Origin of the sequence: Rubrivivax soli (assembly GCF_049810355.1) — a bacterium.
Lineage (GTDB): Bacteria > Pseudomonadota > Gammaproteobacteria > Burkholderiales > Burkholderiaceae_C > Rubrivivax.
The window spans coordinates 5,278,183-5,297,983 of record NZ_CP187368.1 but is presented as its reverse complement, the minus strand read 5'-3'; the positions used below and the strand labels follow the sequence as shown (position 1 = coordinate 5,297,983).

Here is a 19,801-nt window from a genome sequence, read left to right as displayed (position 1 = left end):
CACCGGCGTCAACCGCGCGCGCCACGGCGCGCGGCCAGGTTCACTGCGAGAAGATCAGGGCACTGTACGGTCCGATGGCCAGTGTGGCGTGCCAGGGCAGGCCATCGCGCTCGCCCGAGTGCGCCGTCACGTCGGCGCTGGGATGGCCGGCGAAGACATCGCTGTAGCCCTTCCAGTCGCTGTTGAAGCGCAGTTTCCAGAGCCCCCCGGCCGGGAAACCGATCACGTAGCCGTCCTGGGGCTCGCGGTGGAAGTTGGCGACGACGACGACATCGTCCAGCGGACCGCCACGGTCCCAGCGATGAAAGGCCATGAGCTTGCGTGCATCGTTGGCGTGGATCATCTGGGTCGACGGGCCACAGAGTCCCCGTGTGCAGCCACCGCGGTTCAGACGCAGCGCGATGAGGTCGCGGTACAGCCGCAAGATGCCATGGAACTCCTCGCGCTGGTCCCAGTTCAGCGGGACCGTGTCGCGGAACCAGCCGCCTTCCAGAAACTCCTGGCCCTGGAAGATCATCGGGATGCCCGGGGCCGTGAAGACCATCGCGGCAGCCAGCGTCGAGCGCTTCTGCGCGTACCAGCCGGTGGGATCGGCCGGGTTGATCTCACTCGGCACGCGCGACCTGCCGCTGGCCACCTCGTCGTGCGATTCGCTGTAGATGACGCGGGCGAAGGCATCGTCGCCGTCACGCTGACGGATGGCATCGCCGATGGCGCCGATCGACCGCTGCTCGTCCTGCGGCGTGATCACCGCCCGGCGGATCGGATGCACGAAGTTGGCGTCCCACTGGGCGCCGAATCCGGCGCCGCCAGCCCCGACCTCCTTGGTGAGCCACGGGTTGTTCTGCAGGTCCTCGGCAATGGTGAGCCGCCCCGGGAAACTCTCGGCGACCAGGGCGTTGATCGCCTGAAGCAGGCTCCAGCCATCGGGCAGGTCCTCGCTGCCGGGTCCATGCGCAGTGCGGATGTAGACCGTGCCGTCGATGCGCAGTCCGTCCACGTGGTATTCACCGAGCCACATGCGCGCGTTGTCCAGGAGGAACTGGCGAACCTCGCTGCGTCCGTAGTCGGGACGGGTGTCGCCCCAGGGGGTCCCGGCCCGGTCGTCGTTGTAGAAGTAGATGCCCCCGCGTCCGTTCTCGGACCAGCCGTCGAAGCGCCACAGATCGAGATCGCTCGGCCCCAGGTGGTTGTAGACGACGTCGAGGATCACCGCGAGGCCCTGCGCATGGGCACGCTTGACGAAGCGCTTGAACCCCAGCGGACCGCCATAGTCGGTCTCGACCGAGAAGATGTGCGCAGGGTTGTATCCCCAGGAGCGCTGCCCTGCGAACTGCGCGATCGGCATGATCTGGATGGCGTTGACACCGAGCTTCTTCAGGTGTCCCAGCCTGGAGGCCACGGTGGCGAACTGGCCCGGGACGTTCTCCTCTTCTTCGCTAAACGTGCCGACATGCAGTTCGTACACGACGAGCTCGTTGCGCGGCGGCAGCTGGAACTCGTCCCCTGCCCAGTCGAAGCCGGGATCGTGAACGATGGCATCGCCGACCGAGCCGGTCACCTCTCGCGCGTAGGGATCGATGCGCTTCAGTTCGCCCTGCGCGGTCGTCAGCTGGAACTTGTACCGATCGCCCGCACGCGCGGAGGGCACATCGACAGTCCAGCAGCCGTTCGGCTCGGGCCGCATGACGTGCCTGCCGGACTCCCAGCCATTGAACGTCCCGATCACGCAGACGCGTCGTGCATGCGGCGCCCAGACGCGGAAGACCGTCCCTCCCGCATGGGGCGTCGCGCCGAACCCCTGCACGTCGCGCGCGCCGTTCATGGCCGGCTCGCACGATCCGGCCGCCTGAGACCCCGCCGGCGGCCTGCCTGCGCCGCGAATGGCGCAAGGACTCCATCCCCTGGCAGCGGAGCCTCTCCGAGGTGACGGTGTCCCGGCCGTGGCCGGCGCACCGCCCCGCCCGGACACCGGTGACCGCTGCACGCAATGGCGCATCGACGGGCAGCTTCCAGCATGCGATCGGTCCCTCGGGTCGACGGCTGCGTTGACATGCCCGACGCTGCTGCCGGGTCAGGCGCTCCACGTCACCGCCACTGCCGACGCGTGCGCCGTCCGCAGCATCTGCAGCAGCGGCCATGTCCGCTGGCGCAGGCTGACGGCTTGCGCCAGCGCGTCGGCTGTGCGCTCCTCCGGGTCGGACGACCCGGGGGGCGACGCCTCGCGCGGAGCCTCGTGTGCGACGGCACGTTCGATCGCGGCGATGGCGGCGGGCGGCGCCTCGGTCTCGATGATGCCAACGGCCGCTGGGCTCCTGCCGATCATGCGCAGGACGGCGTCACCATCTGCACGCAGCATGAGCACGTCGGCTGTCGCCCTGCTCTGGAATCGGAATGTCATCGTCGAACCTCGGTGGGTACAAGGAAGCAGCGGATGCCGCACCCCGTCGGAGACGAGGTGCAGTCCCGGTACCGCTGTGGCCGGGCATGGTGCGGCGGCTCGATCCGCGGCGGCGTGCGTGCCTTGGATCCCGTGGCCGCCGCCGGCCCGTGTCCGGTCCGACAACGCGGACCGTCGCTGCTGGTCGAGACCCCGGCGCCGCGTTCGGTGCAGACTGCGAGACACTCGGCATGCAGTGCATGCTCGCCGTCTCCGCTGCCGGCGCATGCCAGGCGAGCTCGCCTTCGCGGCGATCCGTCCGGCAGCGTCACTGCTTCATGAACCAGGACTCGTCCGCCTTGCGCTCCCAGCTGCTGAGCTGCTTCTCGACGTCGTCCTTCGCGCAGCCGTAACGCTCCTGGATCTTGCCGGCGAGCTGGTCGCGGCGGCCCGCGATGACGTCGAGATCGTCGTCGGTGAGCTTGCCCCACTGTTCCTTGACGCGGCCCGTGAGCTGCTTCCAGTTGCCTTGCATGCGATCCCAGTTCATCGCGACCTCCTGTGATGGCGTGCTTGCCGAGTGCTGCGCCGGTCACGCCACCGGCGCGGCGTGCCGCCACTGCAGACTGCGTGACGGCCAGTTCAGTGTTGGCACGCTCCGTGACCGCGTCCGTGCGGCATCGAACACAACGCGCGCGCGGGATTGCGTGCGCGCAATCCCGCCGCGATGGCCGCGCCTGACAGTCGATGCCAGGCACTCGCGCGCACCATCCGGACCGTGCGCCGCGATCCAGACCGGGCACCGGGGTCCTGCGGACAACCCCTTGCAGGCTGCAGCCGGGCCAGCGTCCGCGTATCCAACCGTTGGAGAGCCACCATGACCTATCGGAGCACTGCTGCCAGCGCATTGGCGGCATGGATCCTCGTCGCAGCTTCAGGCTGCGCCGTGCAACGCGGGCAGGAGTCGGTCGGCGCGTACGTCGACGACACGGTCATCACGACGCAGATCAAGAGCCGCATGGCCGAAAGCCCGGAGGTCGCCGCATCGAGCATCTCCGTCGAGACGCTCAATGGCACGGTGATCCTGTCGGGCTTCGCCAAGACCACGTCCGAGAAGGCCGCCGCGGAGAAGATCGCGCGCGACGTCAACGGCGTCAAGTCGGTACGCAACGAGATCACCGTGCGTCCCTGAACGGGGCGGCGCCTGCATCAATGCGCGGCTGCCCCTGTGCGATGCGCTCGGGGTTCGCCGTGCCGGCTTGCGCGGATCCGCGCCGGCGGCTTCTCGAGCGCGGCCGCGGAGACAGCACCGAGTTCTCTCGCAAGCGCTGGCTCGCGAAGGCATGCCGGCAGGCGCACCGCGGCGCCGCCGCTGGCGCACGAACGCATCGTGCGTGATCCTGCTCAGTTCAGGGTCCACGGCGCCGTCGCAGACTGCCCTGGCCGACCCCACCAGGCCCGCGCAAGGAGAGGCCCATGAACCGTCGCCACGCGTTGCGTACGTTGTCCGCGCTCCCCTTGCTGGCCGCCGTGCCCTGGCGCAGTGCCTGGAGCAACGGTTACCCGACCACCGTGGCTGCATTGCGCACGGCCCGGGAAGTCGAGATGCGTGTCCATTACCGTTACACCGCGTTCGGCCAGAAGGCCCGGCAGGAGGGCTATCTCGGCATCGCGTACCTGTTTGCGGCCTTCGGGTCGGCCGAGTTCATCCACGCGGGAAACTTCGGCCGCATCCTGGCCCGGCTGAACGTCGAGGTTGCGCCGATCCAAAGGCCCGAGTTCCAGGTCGGGACCACCCGGGAGAACCTGCTGGTCGCAGCCAACGGCGAGGCCGACTCGGTCGAGAACTTCTACCCGCGCCTGCTGGAGCGCATCGCGCATGAGGGTCACGACGATGCCATGACCGCCGTGCGCTTCGCCTGGGAAACCGAGAAGCAGCATCGCGACAAGATCCGCCAGATCCAGCGCTGGTCGCCTGCCTTCTTCGAGCAGGTGGCGACGGAGATCGACAGGAGGTCCGGACAGTACTTCGTCTGCCAGGTCTGCGGCAACACCGTCAATGTCGTGCCGACGCCCCGCTGCCCGGTGTGCAAGACCGCGTCGACGCACTTTCGGCACATCGAGCCGCCCACGTGACCCGCCAGGTGCCGCCGGGCGGTGCAGGCGCGATGCGCGCGCTCTGGATCGAACGCCTCGGCCGCCACGTCTCGTCACGGCACCCCACCTCGAGCTTCGCCAGCGACCCGTCGCGGGCTGCAGTGGCCGATCGCGGCCGGCAGGTGCGGTGACTCGGCGAACTCGCGGACCACCTCCTCACGCTCCGAATCGCGGCGAGCGACCAGCCCGCGACGGGCGCGCCTGACCGCGTGCCGAGGTGAAGCGGCCGGCGGCGGACGAGCGTCCGGCGCGATGTCGGGCGCAATGTCGAACGCGCCAGGAGCCGCTCGACAGGGCACGTGCGCCAACCCTATACTTTCCGAAAACGGAAACTATAGATGCCCTCATGGCTGCTCTCGCACTGCACTACCACCCCCTGTCGTCGTACTGCCACAAGGTGCTGATCGCACTCGATGTGCTGGGCATCGAAGTCGACAGGCGGCTGCTCGATCTGGGCGATCCGGCAGAGCGTGCGGCGCACCTGGCGCTGTGCCCGACGGGAAAGATGCCGCTGCTTGTGGACAGCGGCCGGCCGGTCCCGGAGACCAGCATCATCATCGAGCATCTGCAGCGCCGCCATGCAGGCGTCGGCCACCCCCTCATCCCGGACGATCCGGAGGCCGCGCTCGACGTGCGTCTGTGGGACCGCCTGTTTGACCTGTACGTGATGACACCGATGCAGGCCTGCACCGCCGACCTGCTCCGTCCGGCAGGTGACCGCGACGCGTACGGTGTGAACCTTGCACGGGAACGCCTGTCGTCGGCCTACGCGTTCATCGACCGACACCTGCAAGGGCGGACCTGGGTGAGCGGCGATGTGTTCAGCATGGCGGACTGCGCTGCAGCTCCCGCGCTGTTCTTTGCCGTGACCTACGTACCGCTGCCACCGCAACACGTGAACCTGGCGGCCTACTTCGAGCGGCTGATGGCGCATCCCTCCGTGGCGCGGGTCGTCGATGAGGCGCGACCCTGGTTCAAGTTCTATCCGGGACGCGCGGGGCTGTCCCGACGCTTCTTCGATCCGGCGAACCCTTGAGATGCGCGCCGTCGCCGACCCGGCCCATCTCGACCGCGTGTTCTTCGCGCTGGCCGACGTGCATCGCCGCGGCATGCTCGACCGCCTGAGCCGCGGTCCGGCATCGGTCTCCGAGCTGGCGGAGCCGCTGGGCATCGCGCTGCCCTCGGCGGTCAAGCATCTCGCCGTGCTCGAGCAGGGCGGGTTCGTCGCGTCGCGCAAACGTGGCCGCGTGCGCACGTACACGGTGAAGCCCAGGGCGCTGGATGCGATGGAGGCCTGGGTTGCCGAGCGAAAGGCGCAGCTCAACGCGCAATTCGACCGGCTTGACGCCTATCTCATCGCGCAGAAGGACAAGGCCTCGTGATGAAGCAAACCCCGAGCAGACACACCGACTTCGTCATCGAGCGCGCGTTCGCCGTCGCTCCTGCGTCGGTGTTCCGGGCCTGGTCCGATCCGCAGGCCAAGCGACGCTGGTCCGACTGCCATGCCGAACACACCACCGAATACAGCCTGGACTTCCGGCCCTTCGGCCATGAGACGCACCACGTCACCCACCCCGACGGACGCGTTCAGCAGATCGAGAAAGTCTTCTTCGAGATCGTCGAAGCGCGGCGCATCGTCTTCGCATACGACGTGCGTCTTGACGCGCGCCGCCTGTCCGTGTCTCTGGTGACGGTCGAGTTCTTCGCCGTTCCGCGCGGAACGCGCATGGTCTACACCGAACAGCTCGCCTACCTGGACGGCCATGAGGATCGCGCCGAGCGCCTGCGCGGAACCGAAGAAGGCCTGGACCGGCTTCAGCTGGACCTGTCGCGCCTGTGAACGCGCTGCCACCTGTGCCGGGCGCGTGCGGCAGAGAAGCTGGCTGCCGCGCGCTGCCGGTGGCCAGGATCCGCGGCTGGCGACGATTCGAAGAGGCGGCCTCGCGGCGCTGACTCTCGTCGAACGCGCGCTGCCGAGTTCGCAGGCGGCGCGACCGGTCCCACGCGCAATCGCAGACCCGGTCGTCCCGGGCGCAGCCCTGCATCCGCTCCGAGCCCGCCGATCCTGTTCCGCCGGATGACGGTCTGTCGGCCCCGCACGGCAGTCTGTCGCAGCCCTCTTGAACAAGGTGGTCGCCGCGCCAAACTGGCGCTCTGGACGGTCAGTTGAAAGGGAGACGCAGCATGAGTCTGAGCGAAGAACTGGGTCGACTGGGTGCGCTGCACGAGCGCGGTGTCCTCTCGAACGAGGAATTCGCGCGCGCCAAGGCGCGGATTCTCGGTGGTGCTCCGGATGTCACCGCCCCAGCCCTGCTGGCGATCAATGCGCTGCGCCGCAGCCGGGATGACCGCTGGCTGGGCGGCGTGTGCGGTGGCCTCGCGCGCATCACCGGTGTCGAGAGTTGGATCTGGCGCCTGGTGTTCACGTTGCTGGCGCTGTGCGCCGGAACCGGTGTGCTGGTCTACCTGCTGATGTGGATCCTGATCCCGGCCGACCCGCCGATCGCCGGGCACGCGCCGGGAAGTCCGCAGTCCGGATGAGCCGCCGTCGCGGCGGCGGCTTCCGCGGCCGACGCGTCGCCGCGCCAGGACCCGCCCTGCGGGCAGTGGCTCGCCGGCGGCGAGTCAGGTCCGCTTGATGGCTCGGGCCGGCCAGGAGCGGACATCGGACTGCCTCAGGCGGCGCCGGACCGCTCCGATGACCGGCGACGCTGGCGGATGGCGGTCGGTGCCAGCACGAAGGCGAGCGACATCGGCACATCGCGAGTCGCGTCGCGTGGATGGCTCAGCAGTTCGCACAGCCGCTCCAGGAGCGCGTTGGCCTCCTCGAGTTCCGCCGGGTTGAGCCATCCCTTGTTCCGCGCCGCCCACAGGCGGCGGCGGCGACCTGCAACTTCGACCGTGCCGTGCTTCAGGCCGGCCAGGAAGTCGCTCTCCGCCACGTGCAGCAGCCCCTTCAGGTAGGACGCCAGCGCGCGTGTGGCCTCGTCGTTGGCCAGGTCGTAGCTGAGCCGCAGCGGTGCCTGGCCGCCTCCGGCCAGTGTGAAGATGCGCTCGCCGTTGTCGCCCTGGCGCTCGCGCACGAGCCCGCCGTCGACGAGCAGTTGCAGGTGGTAGTACAGACCGTCCGCGGGCCGTCCCAGCTGCTCGGCCAGCGTGGCGACGGTGGCTTCGCCGCCCAGGGACGCCAGGGTGTCTGCAAGCTCGTGACGGACGGGCGACGACAACAGGCGGATGTGGTCGGGATGCCGAATCGCCCGGGCATCGATGTCGGGGCTGCGCTGTCGTGCCATGTGTTGAAAATGTACTGTATATTTTCAACAATGACCTGTCGAGGAAGGGTGTCACGATCATGCTGCGACTGCTTCACATGGTCGTTCGCACTGTCCTTGCGGCCCTGGCGTGCACGAACGTCGCCTGGGCAGCCGAACGTTTCACCGCAGAACAGGTGCGTGCGGATCTCGAGGCGTTGGCAGCAGGGATCGCAGCCACCCACCCGGACATCAGCCACTCCGTCGACCCGGTGCGCTTCGCGCGTGCCCTGGAGGCACTGCGGCAGACCTCCCGCGATGGACTCGACCGTGATGCCGTCTGGCGCGCACTGGCGACGCTCAATCCGCTGCTGGCGGACGGCCACCTGTTCGTCGGCTACGCGGACTGGCGCGGCGACACCGTGCGCCACCTTGCGGCTGGCGGCACCTTGTTTCCTTTCGAGGTGGCTGTCGACGCCGACGGGCGCGTGCGCATCGTCGCCGAGCTCGGCGGTGCGCGCTCGGTGCACGCAGGCGCCTACCTGCAGTCGATCAATGGCCAACCGGCACGTGATGTGACCCAGACCTTGCTGGCGCGGGTGCATGGCGACAGTCCGACCTTTCGCGCGGATCTGCTGTCCCGCCGCTGGTGGCTCTATCACTGGAAGGTCCACGGCGCACCTGACGCGTTCGAGTTCGTGCTGGAGGGCTCGCCGCGCAACCCGGTGCGACGGCCCGGCAGTTCCGCGCGTCCGGCCACCATGACCGGGGAGGAGGACTTCGACCGGCAGTTCGCCTTCGAACTGCTGCCGGACGGAGCGGCGGTCATGACCGTGCAGACCTTCTCCTGGCACGACCCGGCGTCGTTCTTCGCCTTCACGCGCCGCGCGTTTCGTCAGATGAAGACGGCCCGGACCCGCTTGCTCGTGGTCGACGTGCGGCGCAATGGCGGTGGCGACGACGCCTTGTGGCTGCATGGGCTGCTGCCGTACATCGCGGATCGTCCCTACCGCTGGGCCTCGCGCTACACGAAGCGCGTGCTGAAGGACGATCCCGCCAGACAGGAGAAGGCCGGCCAGGTGCTCAGCGGAGACATCGACACCTGGACGTCGCCGCTGGCCGACGACAGCCTTCGGTTCACAGGCAAGGTGGTGGTGCTGGTCGGCGCAGGCACGTACTCGTCGGCGGTCCTCTTCGCCAACACCGTGCAGGACTTTCGCTTCGGGACGCTGGCGGGCGAAGGCGCGAGCGCCAGGAGCTCGCAGACGGGTGGCGTCCAGAAGATCGACCTGCCGCACACGGGGCTGGTCGTCTGGTCGCCTCGGTTCATCCTGGAGCGGCCGTCCGGTCCCGGGGCGTCGGCCTGGTTGGTGCCGGACATCCGCATCGCAGACGATCCGCTCGACTCGAACGCCGCGGTGCGAGCCCTCCTGTCCAGAGAGGCCGACCGCGCCGTCGGGCGATAGCGCTGCGGGCCGCGGCCAGGCACCTGGTGGCGCGGTCCGGCAGCCGTTCTCGACCGGTGTCCAGGAGTCTCCGCGGTGACGACTGCTGGAGGCGGGCGGCGCGTCTGCGCGCCGAGCTTCTCGGAGCTGCGGCCACGCCGGCGAGGGACTCGCGCCCGTTGCCGCAGTCCAGCGGTGACGGACTCCGCTTCTGCACCCGTGGGCAGGGTGGCGGGCGGGCTTCGCCCGCACACGCAGGGCTCGATGGCCCGCCGGTGACCAGCCACTGGCTCTTTCAGGCGATGCCCCGCCGGCAGGCGCCGAACAGACTTCGCTCCGCACTTCGGCACCGCCGAAGCCCATGTTGGAGCAAGAGACGATGAGCACCCGAACCCCGACCGGCGACCGCAGCGGCACCGTCGACACCACCACCGAAGGCGGCGCCAGCGCAGCGCCGAGTTCCCGCCGCGCGTTCCTGCGCCGCCTCACCAGCAATGCCGCAGCGCTCGGCATGCCGGCGTTGCTGGCCGCCTGCGGCGGCGGTGGCGACGACGCTGCGGCCGGCGCCGGCAGCGGCAACGGCGGAAACGGCGGAAACGGTGGCGCAACGATCGACCCCGCGGTGCGCGCCGCCGCCATTGCCGCCGTCGAGGACCACTGCCGTGCGCTGTCGCAGCAGCAGCCGGCGCTGGCGCCGCTGGCATTCGTGGAGGCCGTCGCAGCCAAGCTGCGCAGCAATGCGGCCTACACCTCGGTCGGCGTCGACGCCGAGACGCTGTGCGCCTGGGGCCAGTTCGCCGACGGCCGCCTGCACCTGGTCGCCAACAACCACGTGCCGCAGCGTCGGGCCGACGCCCAGGGCGCCGCGGCTGCCGACAGCAGGGACGCGCTGGCCGCCGCGCTGAGCGAGGTGCCGGCGGCGGCCACGGCGCGCGTGATGCAGTCCTTCGGGCCGATGTTCGACGGCGCCGACGTCGTGACCGACGTCGTCGGCTGGATGCAGGAGAAGGGCTGGCAGGTGCCGCACGGGGCCGAACACGAGGCGCCGCTGTCGGCGCTGCGCGCCTTGGGGGGGGTGGGCTACTTCTACATCAACACCCACGGCGGCGCGGGCGCTCCCACGCTGCATCCCTTCTCGGGCGAGTCGCTGTACTCGATCCAGAGCTCGACCAAGATCTCGGTGGCCGAAGAGCTGAACGACCAGACGCGTGCCGACCTCGCGGCGCGGCGGCTGACCTACTTCACCGCTGCCAACGGCGACCTGTGGTTCGACCGCTGGCCCGACTACGACACGCGCTACGGCATCACCGCCCACTTCGTCGACACCTACTGGAAGTTCGCCGCCGACAGCGTGGTCATCATGAACGCCTGTTCGAGCACGAAGATCACCCACACCACCAACTGGGCGGCGAGCTTCATCTTTGCCGTCCACAAGGCCGGGGCCGGCGTCTACCTGGGCTGGAACCACACCTGCTCGCCCGCGGGCGCCTACCGTGCCGCGCGCTACTTCACCGACCGCATGCTCGGCGCCAACAAGTTCCAGCCCGAGGTGCCGGCGCAGCGGCCCTTCCCGTGGGACGCGGTGATCGGTGACATGACGAAGAAGTCCTTCGAGATCGATCCCAACACGGCGGCCGTCTTCCAGGCGCTGCCCAACCCGGGCAGCACCAACAAGCAGCTGCTGGCGCCGAGCATCCGCCACGTCGAGGTCAACGAGTACATGGACGAGCTGCGCCTCGTCGGCCGCTTCGGCACCAAGCAGGGCGAAGTCACGATCGACGGCCACCAGCGGCAGATCAAGAAGTGGGAGCCCGAGCGCATCGTCGTCGACCTGCCGCGCACAGGCGACGGCGCGCGCGGCCCGGTCCAGGTCCACGTCCATGGCGTCAAGAGCAACCTGCGCCAGCTGACCGAGTGGACGATCCCGATGGACTACACCTACGCCATCATGGAGCGGTACGGGCTGGTCGTCGACGGACCGGGCACCGTGCGCCTGCGGGCCGACGTCGGCGGCTCGCGCGACGTTCCCGGCGAGGCGCCGGTGCAAACGATGCGCTACGCCTACGACACGCGCGACTCGCAGTTCACGCTGACCGGCCGCGGCGCGTTGCCGACATCCCAGTGCACGCTGGTGTGGACCGGCCACGCCACCTACAAGGCGATCCCCGAACCCGGCCACCAGCACAGCCTGATGGCCTACATGCAGGTCGACACCACGGCCAAGAAGGGCTTTCTTGGACTCGCGCTGGGCGCGCCGACGCCGCCCTTCTTTCAGACCGGCTGCGGCACGACCGACGGCATCGGAGCCCACTTCGGCACGCTCGATGCACAGGTCGCGTACCCGACGCCTGTGGAAGGCAGCACCGACGTGATCCCGCTGCACTCGGCGGCACTGAGCTTCGGCCCCGACTACCGCATCGTCGCCGGGCGTTCGGAGACGCTGGTCGCGCGCGTGGTCTGGCCCGAGGTCGTGCCGGTGGCGCCGCCGCTGCCCACCGACGGCGTCTGATGGCGGGCGGAGGCAGGCCGCCGCAACGAGCCGGCCACCCTCGGCATTCGGGAGCCAACGCGAGTTGCCCCGTCAGGCGCGACCCATGAACCGGCTCTCCGGCAGACCCGGGACGTCCACCTCGACGGCGAGGACCGACCCGGCCAGAGGTTCGCGGTCCAGGCGCTCGCTGCCAAGGAACTTGCGCGCGGTGGTGATGAACAGCGTCCGGTACGCCGGTCCGCCCAGGCACACACAGGTCGGGTTCGTGACCGGAAGGGCGATGCAGCGATCGAGACGACCATCCGGGGTGTAGCGGTCCAGCCGTGCACCGGCAAAGATCGCCACCCACAGGCCCCCTGCGCTGTCCACGCAGGCGCCGTCGGGGCGATCCTTCCGCGCCCGAAAGTCGACGAAGACACGGCGGTTCGACAGCGCGCCGTGCTCGACGTCGAGATCGAAGGCCCAGGTGACGTACCGCCGGGTGTCCGAGAAGTACAGCGTGCGTTGGTCCGGCGCGATGGCCACCGTGTTGGAGACGATGACGTCACCGAACTGACGCGCGACCGTGCCGTCGGTGCCGACACGGTAGAACGACCCGGCGGGCGCCGCGAGGCCGTTGTCCATGGTGCCGATCCAGAGGCGACCGTGGGCATCGCAACGACCGTCGTTGAGCCGGGTGTTCGAGCCCGCGGACTCGACCTCGGCCATCAGCGTCAGCCGGCCGCTTGCCAGGTCGAACGTGTACAGGGCGGCATCGAGTGCCAGCACCACGCTGCCGGCCTCCTGTCGCAGCGCCAGCGATCCGAGCGAGCGTGCGACGAACCTGAACGTGTCCCTGCGCCCGCTGGACAGGTGCAGGCGATGGAGTGTCGCGCGGTCGATGTCGATCCAGAGCAGGCATTCCGTGCGGTCGCACCAGAGCGGGCTCTCGCCCAGCATGTCATCGGAGGGGGCAGCGCATCGGACGTCCATCAAGCCGGGCCCCCAGGGGCGGCGAGGCCCGTCACATCGGTGCCCACGGCCGCGTAAGCCAGCTCGAAGAGCCCGCGCGCGCTGCCTGCCGCAGCGCCCATCGCGGCCAGCGCCTCGTCGTCGAATTCACGGGCACTCAGCTCGGCCAGCGCGACTCGGTCGTAGCCGCTCACGATGAGCACCCAGTCGGCTGCGCCGTCCGCCAGCCCGCGCAGGCGCTGCTCGGTGGTGGCCGCCATGGGCGGGACCTCGTGCCGCAGCAGGTGCACGCCGGCCATGCCTGGCTGCGACGGGGCCGACTCGACGACGCGGCGCAGCGCCGCCCGCAGCTCGGCCTCTCGCCCGCTCGCCGGCGCCAGGCGCACGGTGAACGCACAGCGGGCCGTCACGCCGCCGCGGCTGTCCAGCACATGGCACTGGCTGCGGACCATGTGGCGGTGGTGCGGCATGAGCCGCGCCGACCAGGAGGTCGGTGCGTTCAACCGGGCGAGGTAGGCGGGCGAGCGCAGGACCGCATGGTCCGCCAGTTCGTACAGCACGAAGCAGCCGTCACCGCCATCCGCACTGCGCCATCGCGACGCGCGCAGGAAGCCCGGGATCGCCAGGCGTTCGGGGAAGTGCTCGTGCGCATGCCAGTGCTCGAAGTCGGCCCGGACCTCCGGGGCGATGTCCCACCACATGGCCAGCGCCGCCTGGCCCGCCAGTGCCACGCCCTCAGCTCCCCGGTGCGGCGGCTGCCTCGGCGGCCATCTCCGCCAGCGCCCGCAGCGCCGCGGTGTACGAACGCCAACCCAGCCCCTGCACGGTGCCGCGCACGGCCGGCGAGATGATCGAGTGCGCGCGCCAGGGTTCGCGCGCGGCGATGTTGCTCATGTGCACCTCGATCACCGGAAACGGCATCGCCTTGATCGCATCGTGCAACGGCACGCCGTGCTGCGTGAGGCCGGCCGGGTTCACCAGCGCGCCGGCCGCCGTGTCGATGCGCTCGTGCAGCTTGTCGATGAGCGCGCCCTCGTGGTTCGACTGGAAGATCTCCAGCCCGACGCCGAGCTCCTGGGCCAGGCCACGCAGTCGGGTGTCGATCTCGGCCAGCGTGGTGCGACCGTAGATGTGCGGCTCGCGGCGGCCGAACAGGTTCAGGTTGGGCCCGTGCAGGACCAGCAGCTCGATCATGGGAGGTCAGAGCCTGGACACGCGTTCGAGCTCGCTCCTGAAGAGCGTCATCACCGCGGGGTCGTACGACGCGGCGAACTTGTCGTGCACCGGCTTGACGGCGGCACGCATGCGCGCGACTTCGGCCGGGGCGATCTCGTTGAAGCTCATGCCCTTGGCCTTCAACTCGCCCAGTGCCTTGCTGGCGGCTTCGCGGCTGACGACACGCTGGTGGTTCTGCGCCTCGATCGCGGCGTCCTGCAGCAGCTTCTGCTCGGCGGGCGAGAGCTTGTCCCAGAAGCGCTTGCTGACCTGCACCGGATTCATCGCGATGACGTGGTTCGTCGCGCTGACGAACTTGTTCACCTCGTAGAACTTGTTCGACAGGATCACCGAGTACGGGTTCTCCTGGCCGTCGACGGCCTTGCTCTCCAGTGCCGTGTACAGCTCGGCAAAGGCCATCGGCACCGGGTTGGCCTTGAAGGTCTTGAAGGTCTCCAGGAACACCGGGTTCGGGATCACGCGAAGCTTCAGGCCATCCAGGTCCTCGGCCTTCGTGATCGGCCGCTTGCTGTTGGTGACGTTGCGCGCACCGAGGTCGAAGAAGGCCAGGATGACGATGCCCTTCTCGGCGAGCCTGCCGGCGAGCAGCTTGCCCAGCGGGCCGTCGACCATCGCATCGGCCTGGTTCGAGTTGCTGAACAGGAACGGGAAGTCGAAGACGCCGAACTCCTTGACGACGCCGGCCAGCGACGTGGTCGAGGCCACGAACATCTCCTGCACGCCACCTTGCATGGCCGACTGCTGCTGCAGTTCGTTGCCGAGCTGGCTGCTGGGGAACTCCTGCACCTTGATCTTGCCGCCGCTCCGGGCGGCCACGATCTCGGCGAACTTCTTGACGCCCGTGCTGGTGGGATGGTCGGCGTTGTTGAGATGGCCGAAGCGGATCGTCCGCTCCTGGATGTCCTGCGCGGCGGCGGACAGCGGGACGCCGCATGCGGCGAGCAGTGCAAGGGCGAGCATCGGGCGGCGCATCGGTGGCACTCCTGCGTGAAAGAAGAACGCCATCATCGCCATTCTGGAAAGTCTTTCCAGGGTGGAAAACACTTACCGCACGCCCTACGATGCGCTCTGCCATGACCACTCAAATCGAACGCGGCCTCGCGGTGCTCGAGCATCTGGCGAGCCACCCCGGCGGCGCACCGCTGTCCGACATCGCGGCAACGCTGGACATGCCCCTCAGCGCTGCGCACCGCCTGCTCACGGAACTGGTCCGCAGCGGCTACGTCCGCCAGCTGCGCGACCAGGGCGACTACGGCCTGACCATCAAGCTCGTCGCGCTGGGTCTGGGTTACCTGGGAGCATCGGGCCTGGTCGACGTGGCCCAGCCATCGCTCGACCGGCTGGCGGCCGAGTCGGCCGAGCTGGTGCGGCTGGCCATCGTCGACGGCGAGGACCTCGTCTTCGTGGCCAAGGCACAGGGCGCCACGCGCGGACTGCGCTACGACCCCGACATGGGCCTGTCGGTGCGGCTGTCGTGCAGTGCCGCCGGGCATGCATGGCTGTCCACGCTGGACGACGAGGCGGCGCTTCGGAAGGTCGCCCGCCAGGGCTTCGGCTCGCCCGGCGACTATGGCCCCAAGGCACCGACCACCGTGAAGGCGCTGCTCGCCTTCGTGCACGCGGCGCGCAGGCGCGGCTACGCGACCATCACCGAGGTGTTCGCGCCGGCGATGGCGGCGATGGCGGCACCCGTCGTCGTGCAGGGCGTCGCCATCGGGGTCGTGACGATCGCCGGCCCCTCGGTGCGCCTGGACGAGTCCCGCATGAAGGGCCTGGGCAGCGCGCTGGTCGAGACGGCGCGTGAGCTCGCGGTGCTCAGTTCCGCATCGACGCTGTTTCGCCGGAGGCAGTCGACAGGCCAGTGACGCCGAGGGCGCCGCGCAGCAGGTGCACGCGTCCAGCCGAAGGCGCCGTTCGGGACCCCGCGGGCTGCGCGTGGCACTCAGCGAGTCCGGGCAGGCAGGCGGGGCGACACCCGGGCGGCGGCGGGCCGCCGAGCTTGCCAGGGGGGCGGTGACATGCCCGGGTGGACATGGGGCCACGGCCATCGTGTGGAGCCGCTCCTCGCACCTACCGACCGTGTCCAGGGACCGGAGCGACACGCAGCCTTCCAATGCGCACGGATCCCCCGCGTCGAAGTGCGCCATGCGCACGCCGCGCACGCCAGCGGCAGCCAGCCGCTCAGGCGTTGAGCACGGCCAGCGCGTTCTTGGCCGCGCCGACGCCCATCTTCACGTAGGCGTCCGCCGTCACGCCGCCGATGTGCGGGCTCAGCGTGATGCGCGCTTCGCCCTGGAACGGGTGCGGCGCCGTCAGCGGCTCGACGGCGAAGCTGTCGAGCCCGGCGCTGGCGACCCGGCCGCTGCGGATCGCCTCCAGCAGCGCCGGCTCGTCGATCAGGCCGCCGCGAGCGGTGTTGACCACGATCACGCCCTGGCGGCACGCAGCCAGGGCGCGCGCGTCGAGCAGCCCTGCGTTCTCGGCGGTCAGCGGACAGTGCAGCGAGATCGCGTCCGACTCGCGCCAGATCGTCTCGAGGTCCACGCGCGACACGTAGCCCGGCAGGTCCTTCGCATACGGGTCGAAGCCGATCACGCGCATGCCCATCGCGTCGCACATGCGGGCAAAGCGCACGCCGATCGCACCCAGGCCGACGAGCCCGATCGTGCGGCCTGCGAGCTCCACGCTCTTGTGCGTTGCCTTGTCCCAGTGGCCGGCATGCATGCGCGTGTCGAGCGCGACAACCGACTTCGCGCAGGCCAGCAGCAGCGCCAGCGCCTGTTCGGCCACGGCCGCCGCGTTGGCCCCGGCGGCGGCCACGACCTGGATGCCGCGTGCGGCCGCGGCGGCCTTGTCGATGGTGTCGGTGCCGCTGCCGTGCTTGGAGATGACCTTCAGACTCGGCGCTGCGGCCATCGCGGCGGTGCCGACCCTGCCGTAGCGCACGATGATCGCCACCGGGTCATGCCAGCGGCACAGCGCGACGATGTCGTCCTCGCTCGGCGCCTTGCCGGCGTAGACCACCTCGAAGTCGTTCAGCAGCGCCAGCGCCGGTGCGGCGAGGTCGTTGCCGGTGACGAGGAAGACGGGCCGCTTCGCGCTCACAGCGTCTCCCCGTCCGGGATGACACCGGCCGTGCGCAGCGCAGCGTCGAGCCAGCCCGGGCGCAGCGCCTTGCGGCTCTTGATGTCGGCGATGCGCTTCGTCTCTGCCGCCACCTTCTCGGCGGCCAGCGGCAGCATCGCAGCGGCCTTCTCGCGCTCGATCACCGTCACGCCGTCGGCGTCGCCGACCACGAGGTCACCTGGCTTCACGCTCACGCCACCGATCGAGATCGGGTGATTCAGCCGGCCGGCCACGCTCTTGGTCGGCCCGTTCGGGTTCAGACCGGCGGCGAACATCGGGAAGCCGATCTCGCGGATCGCCGCGCTGTCGCGCACTGCGCCGTCGATCACCACCGCGACGACACCGAGCGCCACGGCCTGCTGGCTCATGATCTCGCCCATCAAGGCGCTGCTCAGGTCGCCCTTGCCGTCGACGACGATCACGTCGCCGGGCCGGGCGACCGCCAGCGCCGCGTGGATCATCAGGTTGTCGCCGGGCCGCACCTCGACGGTGAGGGCGGGTCCGGCGAAGCGCATCGACGGTGCCAGCGGAGCGATGCGGCCGTGCAGCGCGCCGCGGCGGCCGGCCACGTCGGCCAGGATCGACGAGGGGTACGCAGCAGCCTGCTCGACGATGTCGGGCGCGACGCGCTCGAAGTCGCGGACCACGTCCGGCCATGCAGCAGCGTGACTCATGGAAATCTCCTTCGGGGTTCGGGGGGCCGCAGCGGTACGGCCGTGGTGCAGCCGTCGGGACAGGTCAGTCGATCCTGGCGCCGGATTCCCGCACGACCTTGCCCCAGCGCGGGATCTCGTCGCGGATCAGCGCCGCGAACTGCTCCGGCGTGCCGCCGGCCGCGTCGGCACCTTCGTCGCCGAGCTTCTTGCGCAGTTCGGGGTTCTGCAGCGCCTTGTTGAACTCGGCATTGAGGCGCGTGATCGCTTCCTTGGGCGTGCCGGCAGGCGCCAGCAGGCCGAACCAGGTCACGGCATCGAAGCCCTGGTAACCCGACTCGTTGATGGTCGGCACGTTCGGCAGGTCGTCCACGCGCCTGGCCGAGCTCACCGCCAGCGGGCGCAGCTTGCCGTTGCGGATCTGGCCGATCAGCGTCGGCACCGACGACATGTACAGCTCGACCGTGCCGCTGATCACGTCGGTCAGCGCCTGTGCCGCGCCCTTGTAGGGCACGTGCTGCGTCTTGAAGCTCGCGGCCCTCTGGAACATCTCGCTGGTCAGGTGCGCCACCGTGCCGTTGCCGGGCGAGGCGAAGTTCAGCGCGCCCGGCTTGGCCTTGGCCGCATGCACTGCATCGGCCAGCGTCTTGTAGGGCGTGCCAACGCCGGTGACCATCACCAGCGGCGCGTTGGCCAGCAGCACGATGGGCGCCAGGTCCTTCTGCGAGTCGTACGGCATCCGGGCATAGAGCGTCGGGTTGACGGCCAGGTTGCTGGTCTGGCCGATCACGATCGTGTAGCCGTCCGCCGTCGACTTGGCCGCCGCGTCGACACCGAGGTTGCCGCCGGCGCCCGGCTTGTTGTCGATGACGAAGGTCCAGCCCGTCGCGGCGGCGACCCGCTGGCTGGTCTCGCGGGCGATGATGTCCGTGCCGCCGCCGGGCGGAAAGGGCACGACGATGCGGATGGGCTTCGCGGGCCAGGCCTGGGCCAGGACGGTGGAGCTGAAGGTGAGAGCGGCCAGCGCGAGCGCGAGGCGTCGGGTCGAGGTCATGGTGTCTCCGTGGGTGCCTGGGCGCCGGGATCGCAAGGGTTGCGTGCGCTGGGTCTGGGGCAAAGTATTGGCGGCGCCAGGCGTACAGTCCAATCAATAGTTTCTTCAGATCGATCAACGGGACTTTTGCAATGGACCTGCGGGATCTGCGCTACTTCGAGACCATCGCCGAGCTGCAGCACCTGGGCCGCGCGTCCGTGCAGCTGCACCGCACGCAGCCGGCGCTGACCAGCAGCATCCGCCGGCTGGAAGCGGACTGCGGCGCGGCGCTGTTCGAGAAGGCGGGTCGCGGCATCCGGCTCACCGAAGCGGGGCGCGTGCTGCTGAAGTGGGCGCAGCGCATGCGTTTCGACGTCGAGGATGCGCAACGGGAGCTGCAGTCCATCGGCGCAGGGCTGACCGGCCACGTGCGCATCGGCATCGTGCCGACCGCGGCGCAGTTCCTGCTGCCGGCGGTCGCGCGTCAACTGCTGCAGGAGGCGCCTTCGGTGACGCTGAGAACCGTGGTGGGTCTCATCGACACGCTGAAGCCGCAACTGCGCGCAGGCGAACTCGACCTCGTGGTGGGCACCGAAAGTGCGGAAGAGGCCGGCTGGGTCTCGAAGCCGCTGGCCGAGGACACCATCGTGGTGGCAGCGAGCGAACGGCACCCGGTGTTTCGGTCGCGCCTCACGCTGCGGGACCTGTCCGCCCATGCGTGGGCACTGCAGCCACCCGGAGCGCCGACGCGCGACTGGCTGGACCACACCTTCGACCGCCACCGGCTGCCGAGGCCGCGCGTGCAGGTCGAGACCACGATGCTGCTGATGCTGCCGGCCTTGATCGTCCAGACCGGGCTGCTGAGCTTCATCTCTCGCAACCACCTCGCTGGCGAGGGGCGGATCCGGGGCCTGAAGGAAGTGCCGGTGAAAGGTGCCGCGATGCAGCGCCGGCTCGTTGTCACGCATCGGTCGAACGGGTTCCTGACGCCTGCAACGCGCCGCCTCGTCGAACTCTTCGAGCAGTCGGCCAGGCGCGAGTGAACCGGTCGACCGGCACCGCCCCGGCCGTGTGGCTG

22 protein-coding genes are annotated in these 19,801 nt (G+C 69.7%); 11 read left to right on the top strand and 11 right to left on the bottom strand.

Translation table 11 applies throughout. The features are described from left to right. Nucleotides 1-40: 40 nt before the first annotated feature. The 3 genes from ACPOLB_RS24450 to ACPOLB_RS24440 form a co-directional block, all read right to left on the bottom strand. Nucleotides 41-1,825 carry an alpha-amylase family glycosyl hydrolase gene (locus tag ACPOLB_RS24450; RefSeq protein ID WP_425258658.1) on the bottom strand — a complete coding sequence of 595 codons (1,785 nt, stop codon included), beginning with the start codon at nucleotides 1,823-1,825 and terminating at the stop codon, nucleotides 41-43. A 249-nt stretch (nucleotides 1,826-2,074) separates the two neighbouring features. Beyond that, nucleotides 2,075-2,401, bottom strand: coding sequence for a DUF1840 family protein (locus tag ACPOLB_RS24445; protein WP_425258657.1), 327 nt, complete (start codon nucleotides 2,399-2,401; stop codon nucleotides 2,075-2,077). Nucleotides 2,402-2,708: 307 nt separating this feature from the next. Continuing rightward, the gene (locus tag ACPOLB_RS24440; RefSeq protein WP_425258656.1) at nucleotides 2,709-2,930 is read right to left on the bottom strand and encodes a CsbD family protein; all 222 of its coding nucleotides are present in this window, start codon (nucleotides 2,928-2,930) and stop codon (nucleotides 2,709-2,711) included. 327 nt (nucleotides 2,931-3,257) lie between these two features. Between ACPOLB_RS24440 and ACPOLB_RS24435 the strand changes: the two genes are divergently transcribed. The 7 genes from ACPOLB_RS24435 (at nucleotide 3,258) to ACPOLB_RS24405 (ending at nucleotide 7,078) form a co-directional block, all read left to right on the top strand. Next, the gene (locus ACPOLB_RS24435) at nucleotides 3,258-3,572 is read left to right on the top strand and encodes a BON domain-containing protein (protein ID WP_425258655.1); all 315 of its coding nucleotides are present in this window, start codon (nucleotides 3,258-3,260) and stop codon (nucleotides 3,570-3,572) included. A gap of 284 nt (nucleotides 3,573-3,856) precedes the next feature. After that, nucleotides 3,857-4,516, top strand: a complete 660-nt coding sequence (locus ACPOLB_RS24430) for a rubrerythrin family protein (RefSeq protein ID WP_425258654.1) — start codon at nucleotides 3,857-3,859, stop codon at nucleotides 4,514-4,516. After that, entirely contained in the window at nucleotides 4,513-4,668 is a 156-nt protein-coding gene (locus ACPOLB_RS24425) for a hypothetical protein (protein WP_425258653.1), read from the top strand. Before ACPOLB_RS24430 ends, ACPOLB_RS24425 begins: the two co-directional genes overlap by 4 nt. A gap of 215 nt (nucleotides 4,669-4,883) precedes the next feature. Further along, nucleotides 4,884-5,573 carry a glutathione S-transferase family protein gene (locus ACPOLB_RS24420; RefSeq protein WP_425258652.1) on the top strand — a complete coding sequence of 230 codons (690 nt, stop codon included), beginning with the start codon at nucleotides 4,884-4,886 and terminating at the stop codon, nucleotides 5,571-5,573. Between the two features lies 1 nt (nucleotide 5,574). Then, complete coding sequence (locus ACPOLB_RS24415) at nucleotides 5,575-5,919, top strand: ArsR/SmtB family transcription factor (RefSeq protein ID WP_425258651.1); 345 nt, start codon at nucleotides 5,575-5,577, stop codon at nucleotides 5,917-5,919. Then, the gene (locus tag ACPOLB_RS24410; RefSeq protein ID WP_425258650.1) at nucleotides 5,919-6,377 is read left to right on the top strand and encodes an SRPBCC family protein; all 459 of its coding nucleotides are present in this window, start codon (nucleotides 5,919-5,921) and stop codon (nucleotides 6,375-6,377) included. Before ACPOLB_RS24415 ends, ACPOLB_RS24410 begins: the two co-directional genes overlap by 1 nt. Nucleotides 6,378-6,721: 344 nt before the next feature. Next, nucleotides 6,722-7,078, top strand: a complete 357-nt coding sequence (locus ACPOLB_RS24405) for a PspC domain-containing protein (protein ID WP_425258649.1) — start codon at nucleotides 6,722-6,724, stop codon at nucleotides 7,076-7,078. A 134-nt stretch (nucleotides 7,079-7,212) separates the two neighbouring features. On the opposite strand, the gene ACPOLB_RS24400 is transcribed toward ACPOLB_RS24405, so the two are convergent. Then, nucleotides 7,213-7,830: a helix-turn-helix domain-containing protein gene (locus ACPOLB_RS24400; protein WP_425258648.1), complete on the bottom strand. Its 618-nt coding sequence runs from the start codon at nucleotides 7,828-7,830 to the stop codon at nucleotides 7,213-7,215. A 59-nt stretch (nucleotides 7,831-7,889) separates the two neighbouring features. Here ACPOLB_RS24400 and ACPOLB_RS24395 point away from each other — a divergent pair, with 59 nt between their 5' ends. Both ACPOLB_RS24395 and ACPOLB_RS24390 read left to right on the top strand, forming a co-directional pair. After that, entirely contained in the window at nucleotides 7,890-9,254 is a 1,365-nt protein-coding gene (locus ACPOLB_RS24395; RefSeq protein ID WP_425258647.1) for a S41 family peptidase, read from the top strand. Nucleotides 9,255-9,612: 358 nt separating this feature from the next. After that, nucleotides 9,613-11,742 (top strand): hypothetical protein, encoded by a 2,130-nt coding sequence (locus ACPOLB_RS24390; protein WP_425258646.1) that lies wholly within the window; start codon nucleotides 9,613-9,615, stop codon nucleotides 11,740-11,742. 72 nt (nucleotides 11,743-11,814) lie between these two features. On the opposite strand, the gene ACPOLB_RS24385 is transcribed toward ACPOLB_RS24390, so the two are convergent. The 4 genes from ACPOLB_RS24385 to ACPOLB_RS24370 are packed head-to-tail and all read right to left on the bottom strand — an operon-like array spanning nucleotide 11,815 to nucleotide 14,871. After that, complete coding sequence (locus tag ACPOLB_RS24385; protein ID WP_425258645.1) at nucleotides 11,815-12,663, bottom strand: SMP-30/gluconolactonase/LRE family protein; 849 nt, start codon at nucleotides 12,661-12,663, stop codon at nucleotides 11,815-11,817. Nucleotides 12,664-12,695: 32 nt separating this feature from the next. Further along, on the bottom strand, nucleotides 12,696-13,406 hold the full coding sequence (locus ACPOLB_RS24380; protein WP_425258644.1) for a hypothetical protein: 711 nt from the start codon (nucleotides 13,404-13,406) through the stop codon (nucleotides 12,696-12,698). A gap of 4 nt (nucleotides 13,407-13,410) precedes the next feature. Beyond that, entirely contained in the window at nucleotides 13,411-13,866 is a 456-nt protein-coding gene (locus ACPOLB_RS24375; protein ID WP_425261966.1) for a type II 3-dehydroquinate dehydratase, read from the bottom strand. 9 nt (nucleotides 13,867-13,875) lie between these two features. Then, nucleotides 13,876-14,871, bottom strand: coding sequence for a TRAP transporter substrate-binding protein (locus ACPOLB_RS24370; RefSeq protein WP_425258643.1), 996 nt, complete (start codon nucleotides 14,869-14,871; stop codon nucleotides 13,876-13,878). 113 nt (nucleotides 14,872-14,984) lie between these two features. On the opposite strand from ACPOLB_RS24370, the gene ACPOLB_RS24365 reads away from it, so the two are divergent. After that, entirely contained in the window at nucleotides 14,985-15,776 is a 792-nt protein-coding gene (locus ACPOLB_RS24365; protein WP_425258642.1) for an IclR family transcriptional regulator, read from the top strand. A gap of 316 nt (nucleotides 15,777-16,092) precedes the next feature. On the opposite strand, the gene ACPOLB_RS24360 is transcribed toward ACPOLB_RS24365, so the two are convergent. From ACPOLB_RS24360 to ACPOLB_RS24350, 3 genes are all read right to left on the bottom strand, one after another. After that, nucleotides 16,093-17,016: an NAD(P)-dependent oxidoreductase gene (locus tag ACPOLB_RS24360; protein WP_425258641.1), complete on the bottom strand. Its 924-nt coding sequence runs from the start codon at nucleotides 17,014-17,016 to the stop codon at nucleotides 16,093-16,095. Next, nucleotides 17,013-17,711 (bottom strand): RraA family protein, encoded by a 699-nt coding sequence (locus ACPOLB_RS24355; protein ID WP_425258640.1) that lies wholly within the window; start codon nucleotides 17,709-17,711, stop codon nucleotides 17,013-17,015. The genes ACPOLB_RS24360 and ACPOLB_RS24355 overlap by 4 nt, the downstream gene beginning before the upstream one ends. 64 nt (nucleotides 17,712-17,775) lie before the next feature. Continuing rightward, entirely contained in the window at nucleotides 17,776-18,744 is a 969-nt protein-coding gene (locus tag ACPOLB_RS24350; protein ID WP_425258638.1) for a tripartite tricarboxylate transporter substrate binding protein, read from the bottom strand. Nucleotides 18,745-18,875: 131 nt separating this feature from the next. Here ACPOLB_RS24350 and ACPOLB_RS24345 point away from each other — a divergent pair, with 131 nt between their 5' ends. Then, the gene (locus tag ACPOLB_RS24345; RefSeq protein ID WP_425258637.1) at nucleotides 18,876-19,766 is read left to right on the top strand and encodes a LysR family transcriptional regulator; all 891 of its coding nucleotides are present in this window, start codon (nucleotides 18,876-18,878) and stop codon (nucleotides 19,764-19,766) included. The last annotated feature ends 35 nt before the right edge of the window (nucleotides 19,767-19,801 follow it).

Coding starts and splice junctions, on each gene's coding strand:
- ACPOLB_RS24350 (WP_425258638.1), bottom strand. CDS start 18,744: ATGACCTCGACCCGACGCCTCGCGCTCGCGCTGGCCGCTCTCACCTTC.
- ACPOLB_RS24385 (WP_425258645.1), bottom strand. CDS start 12,663: ATGCTGGGCGAGAGCCCGCTCTGGTGCGACCGCACGGAATGCCTGCTC.
- ACPOLB_RS24430 (WP_425258654.1), top strand. CDS start 3,857: ATGAACCGTCGCCACGCGTTGCGTACGTTGTCCGCGCTCCCCTTGCTG.
- ACPOLB_RS24395 (WP_425258647.1), top strand. CDS start 7,890: ATGCTGCGACTGCTTCACATGGTCGTTCGCACTGTCCTTGCGGCCCTG.
- ACPOLB_RS24400 (WP_425258648.1), bottom strand. CDS start 7,830: ATGGCACGACAGCGCAGCCCCGACATCGATGCCCGGGCGATTCGGCAT.
- ACPOLB_RS24390 (WP_425258646.1), top strand. CDS start 9,613: ATGAGCACCCGAACCCCGACCGGCGACCGCAGCGGCACCGTCGACACC.
- ACPOLB_RS24435 (WP_425258655.1), top strand. CDS start 3,258: ATGACCTATCGGAGCACTGCTGCCAGCGCATTGGCGGCATGGATCCTC.
- ACPOLB_RS24415 (WP_425258651.1), top strand. CDS start 5,575: ATGCGCGCCGTCGCCGACCCGGCCCATCTCGACCGCGTGTTCTTCGCG.
- ACPOLB_RS24410 (WP_425258650.1), top strand. CDS start 5,919: ATGAAGCAAACCCCGAGCAGACACACCGACTTCGTCATCGAGCGCGCG.
- ACPOLB_RS24345 (WP_425258637.1), top strand. CDS start 18,876: ATGGACCTGCGGGATCTGCGCTACTTCGAGACCATCGCCGAGCTGCAG.
- ACPOLB_RS24420 (WP_425258652.1), top strand. CDS start 4,884: ATGGCTGCTCTCGCACTGCACTACCACCCCCTGTCGTCGTACTGCCAC.
- ACPOLB_RS24440 (WP_425258656.1), bottom strand. CDS start 2,930: ATGAACTGGGATCGCATGCAAGGCAACTGGAAGCAGCTCACGGGCCGC.
- ACPOLB_RS24450 (WP_425258658.1), bottom strand. CDS start 1,825: ATGAACGGCGCGCGCGACGTGCAGGGGTTCGGCGCGACGCCCCATGCG.
- ACPOLB_RS24445 (WP_425258657.1), bottom strand. CDS start 2,401: ATGACATTCCGATTCCAGAGCAGGGCGACAGCCGACGTGCTCATGCTG.
- ACPOLB_RS24405 (WP_425258649.1), top strand. CDS start 6,722: ATGAGTCTGAGCGAAGAACTGGGTCGACTGGGTGCGCTGCACGAGCGC.
- ACPOLB_RS24355 (WP_425258640.1), bottom strand. CDS start 17,711: ATGAGTCACGCTGCTGCATGGCCGGACGTGGTCCGCGACTTCGAGCGC.
- ACPOLB_RS24370 (WP_425258643.1), bottom strand. CDS start 14,871: ATGCTCGCCCTTGCACTGCTCGCCGCATGCGGCGTCCCGCTGTCCGCC.
- ACPOLB_RS24365 (WP_425258642.1), top strand. CDS start 14,985: ATGACCACTCAAATCGAACGCGGCCTCGCGGTGCTCGAGCATCTGGCG.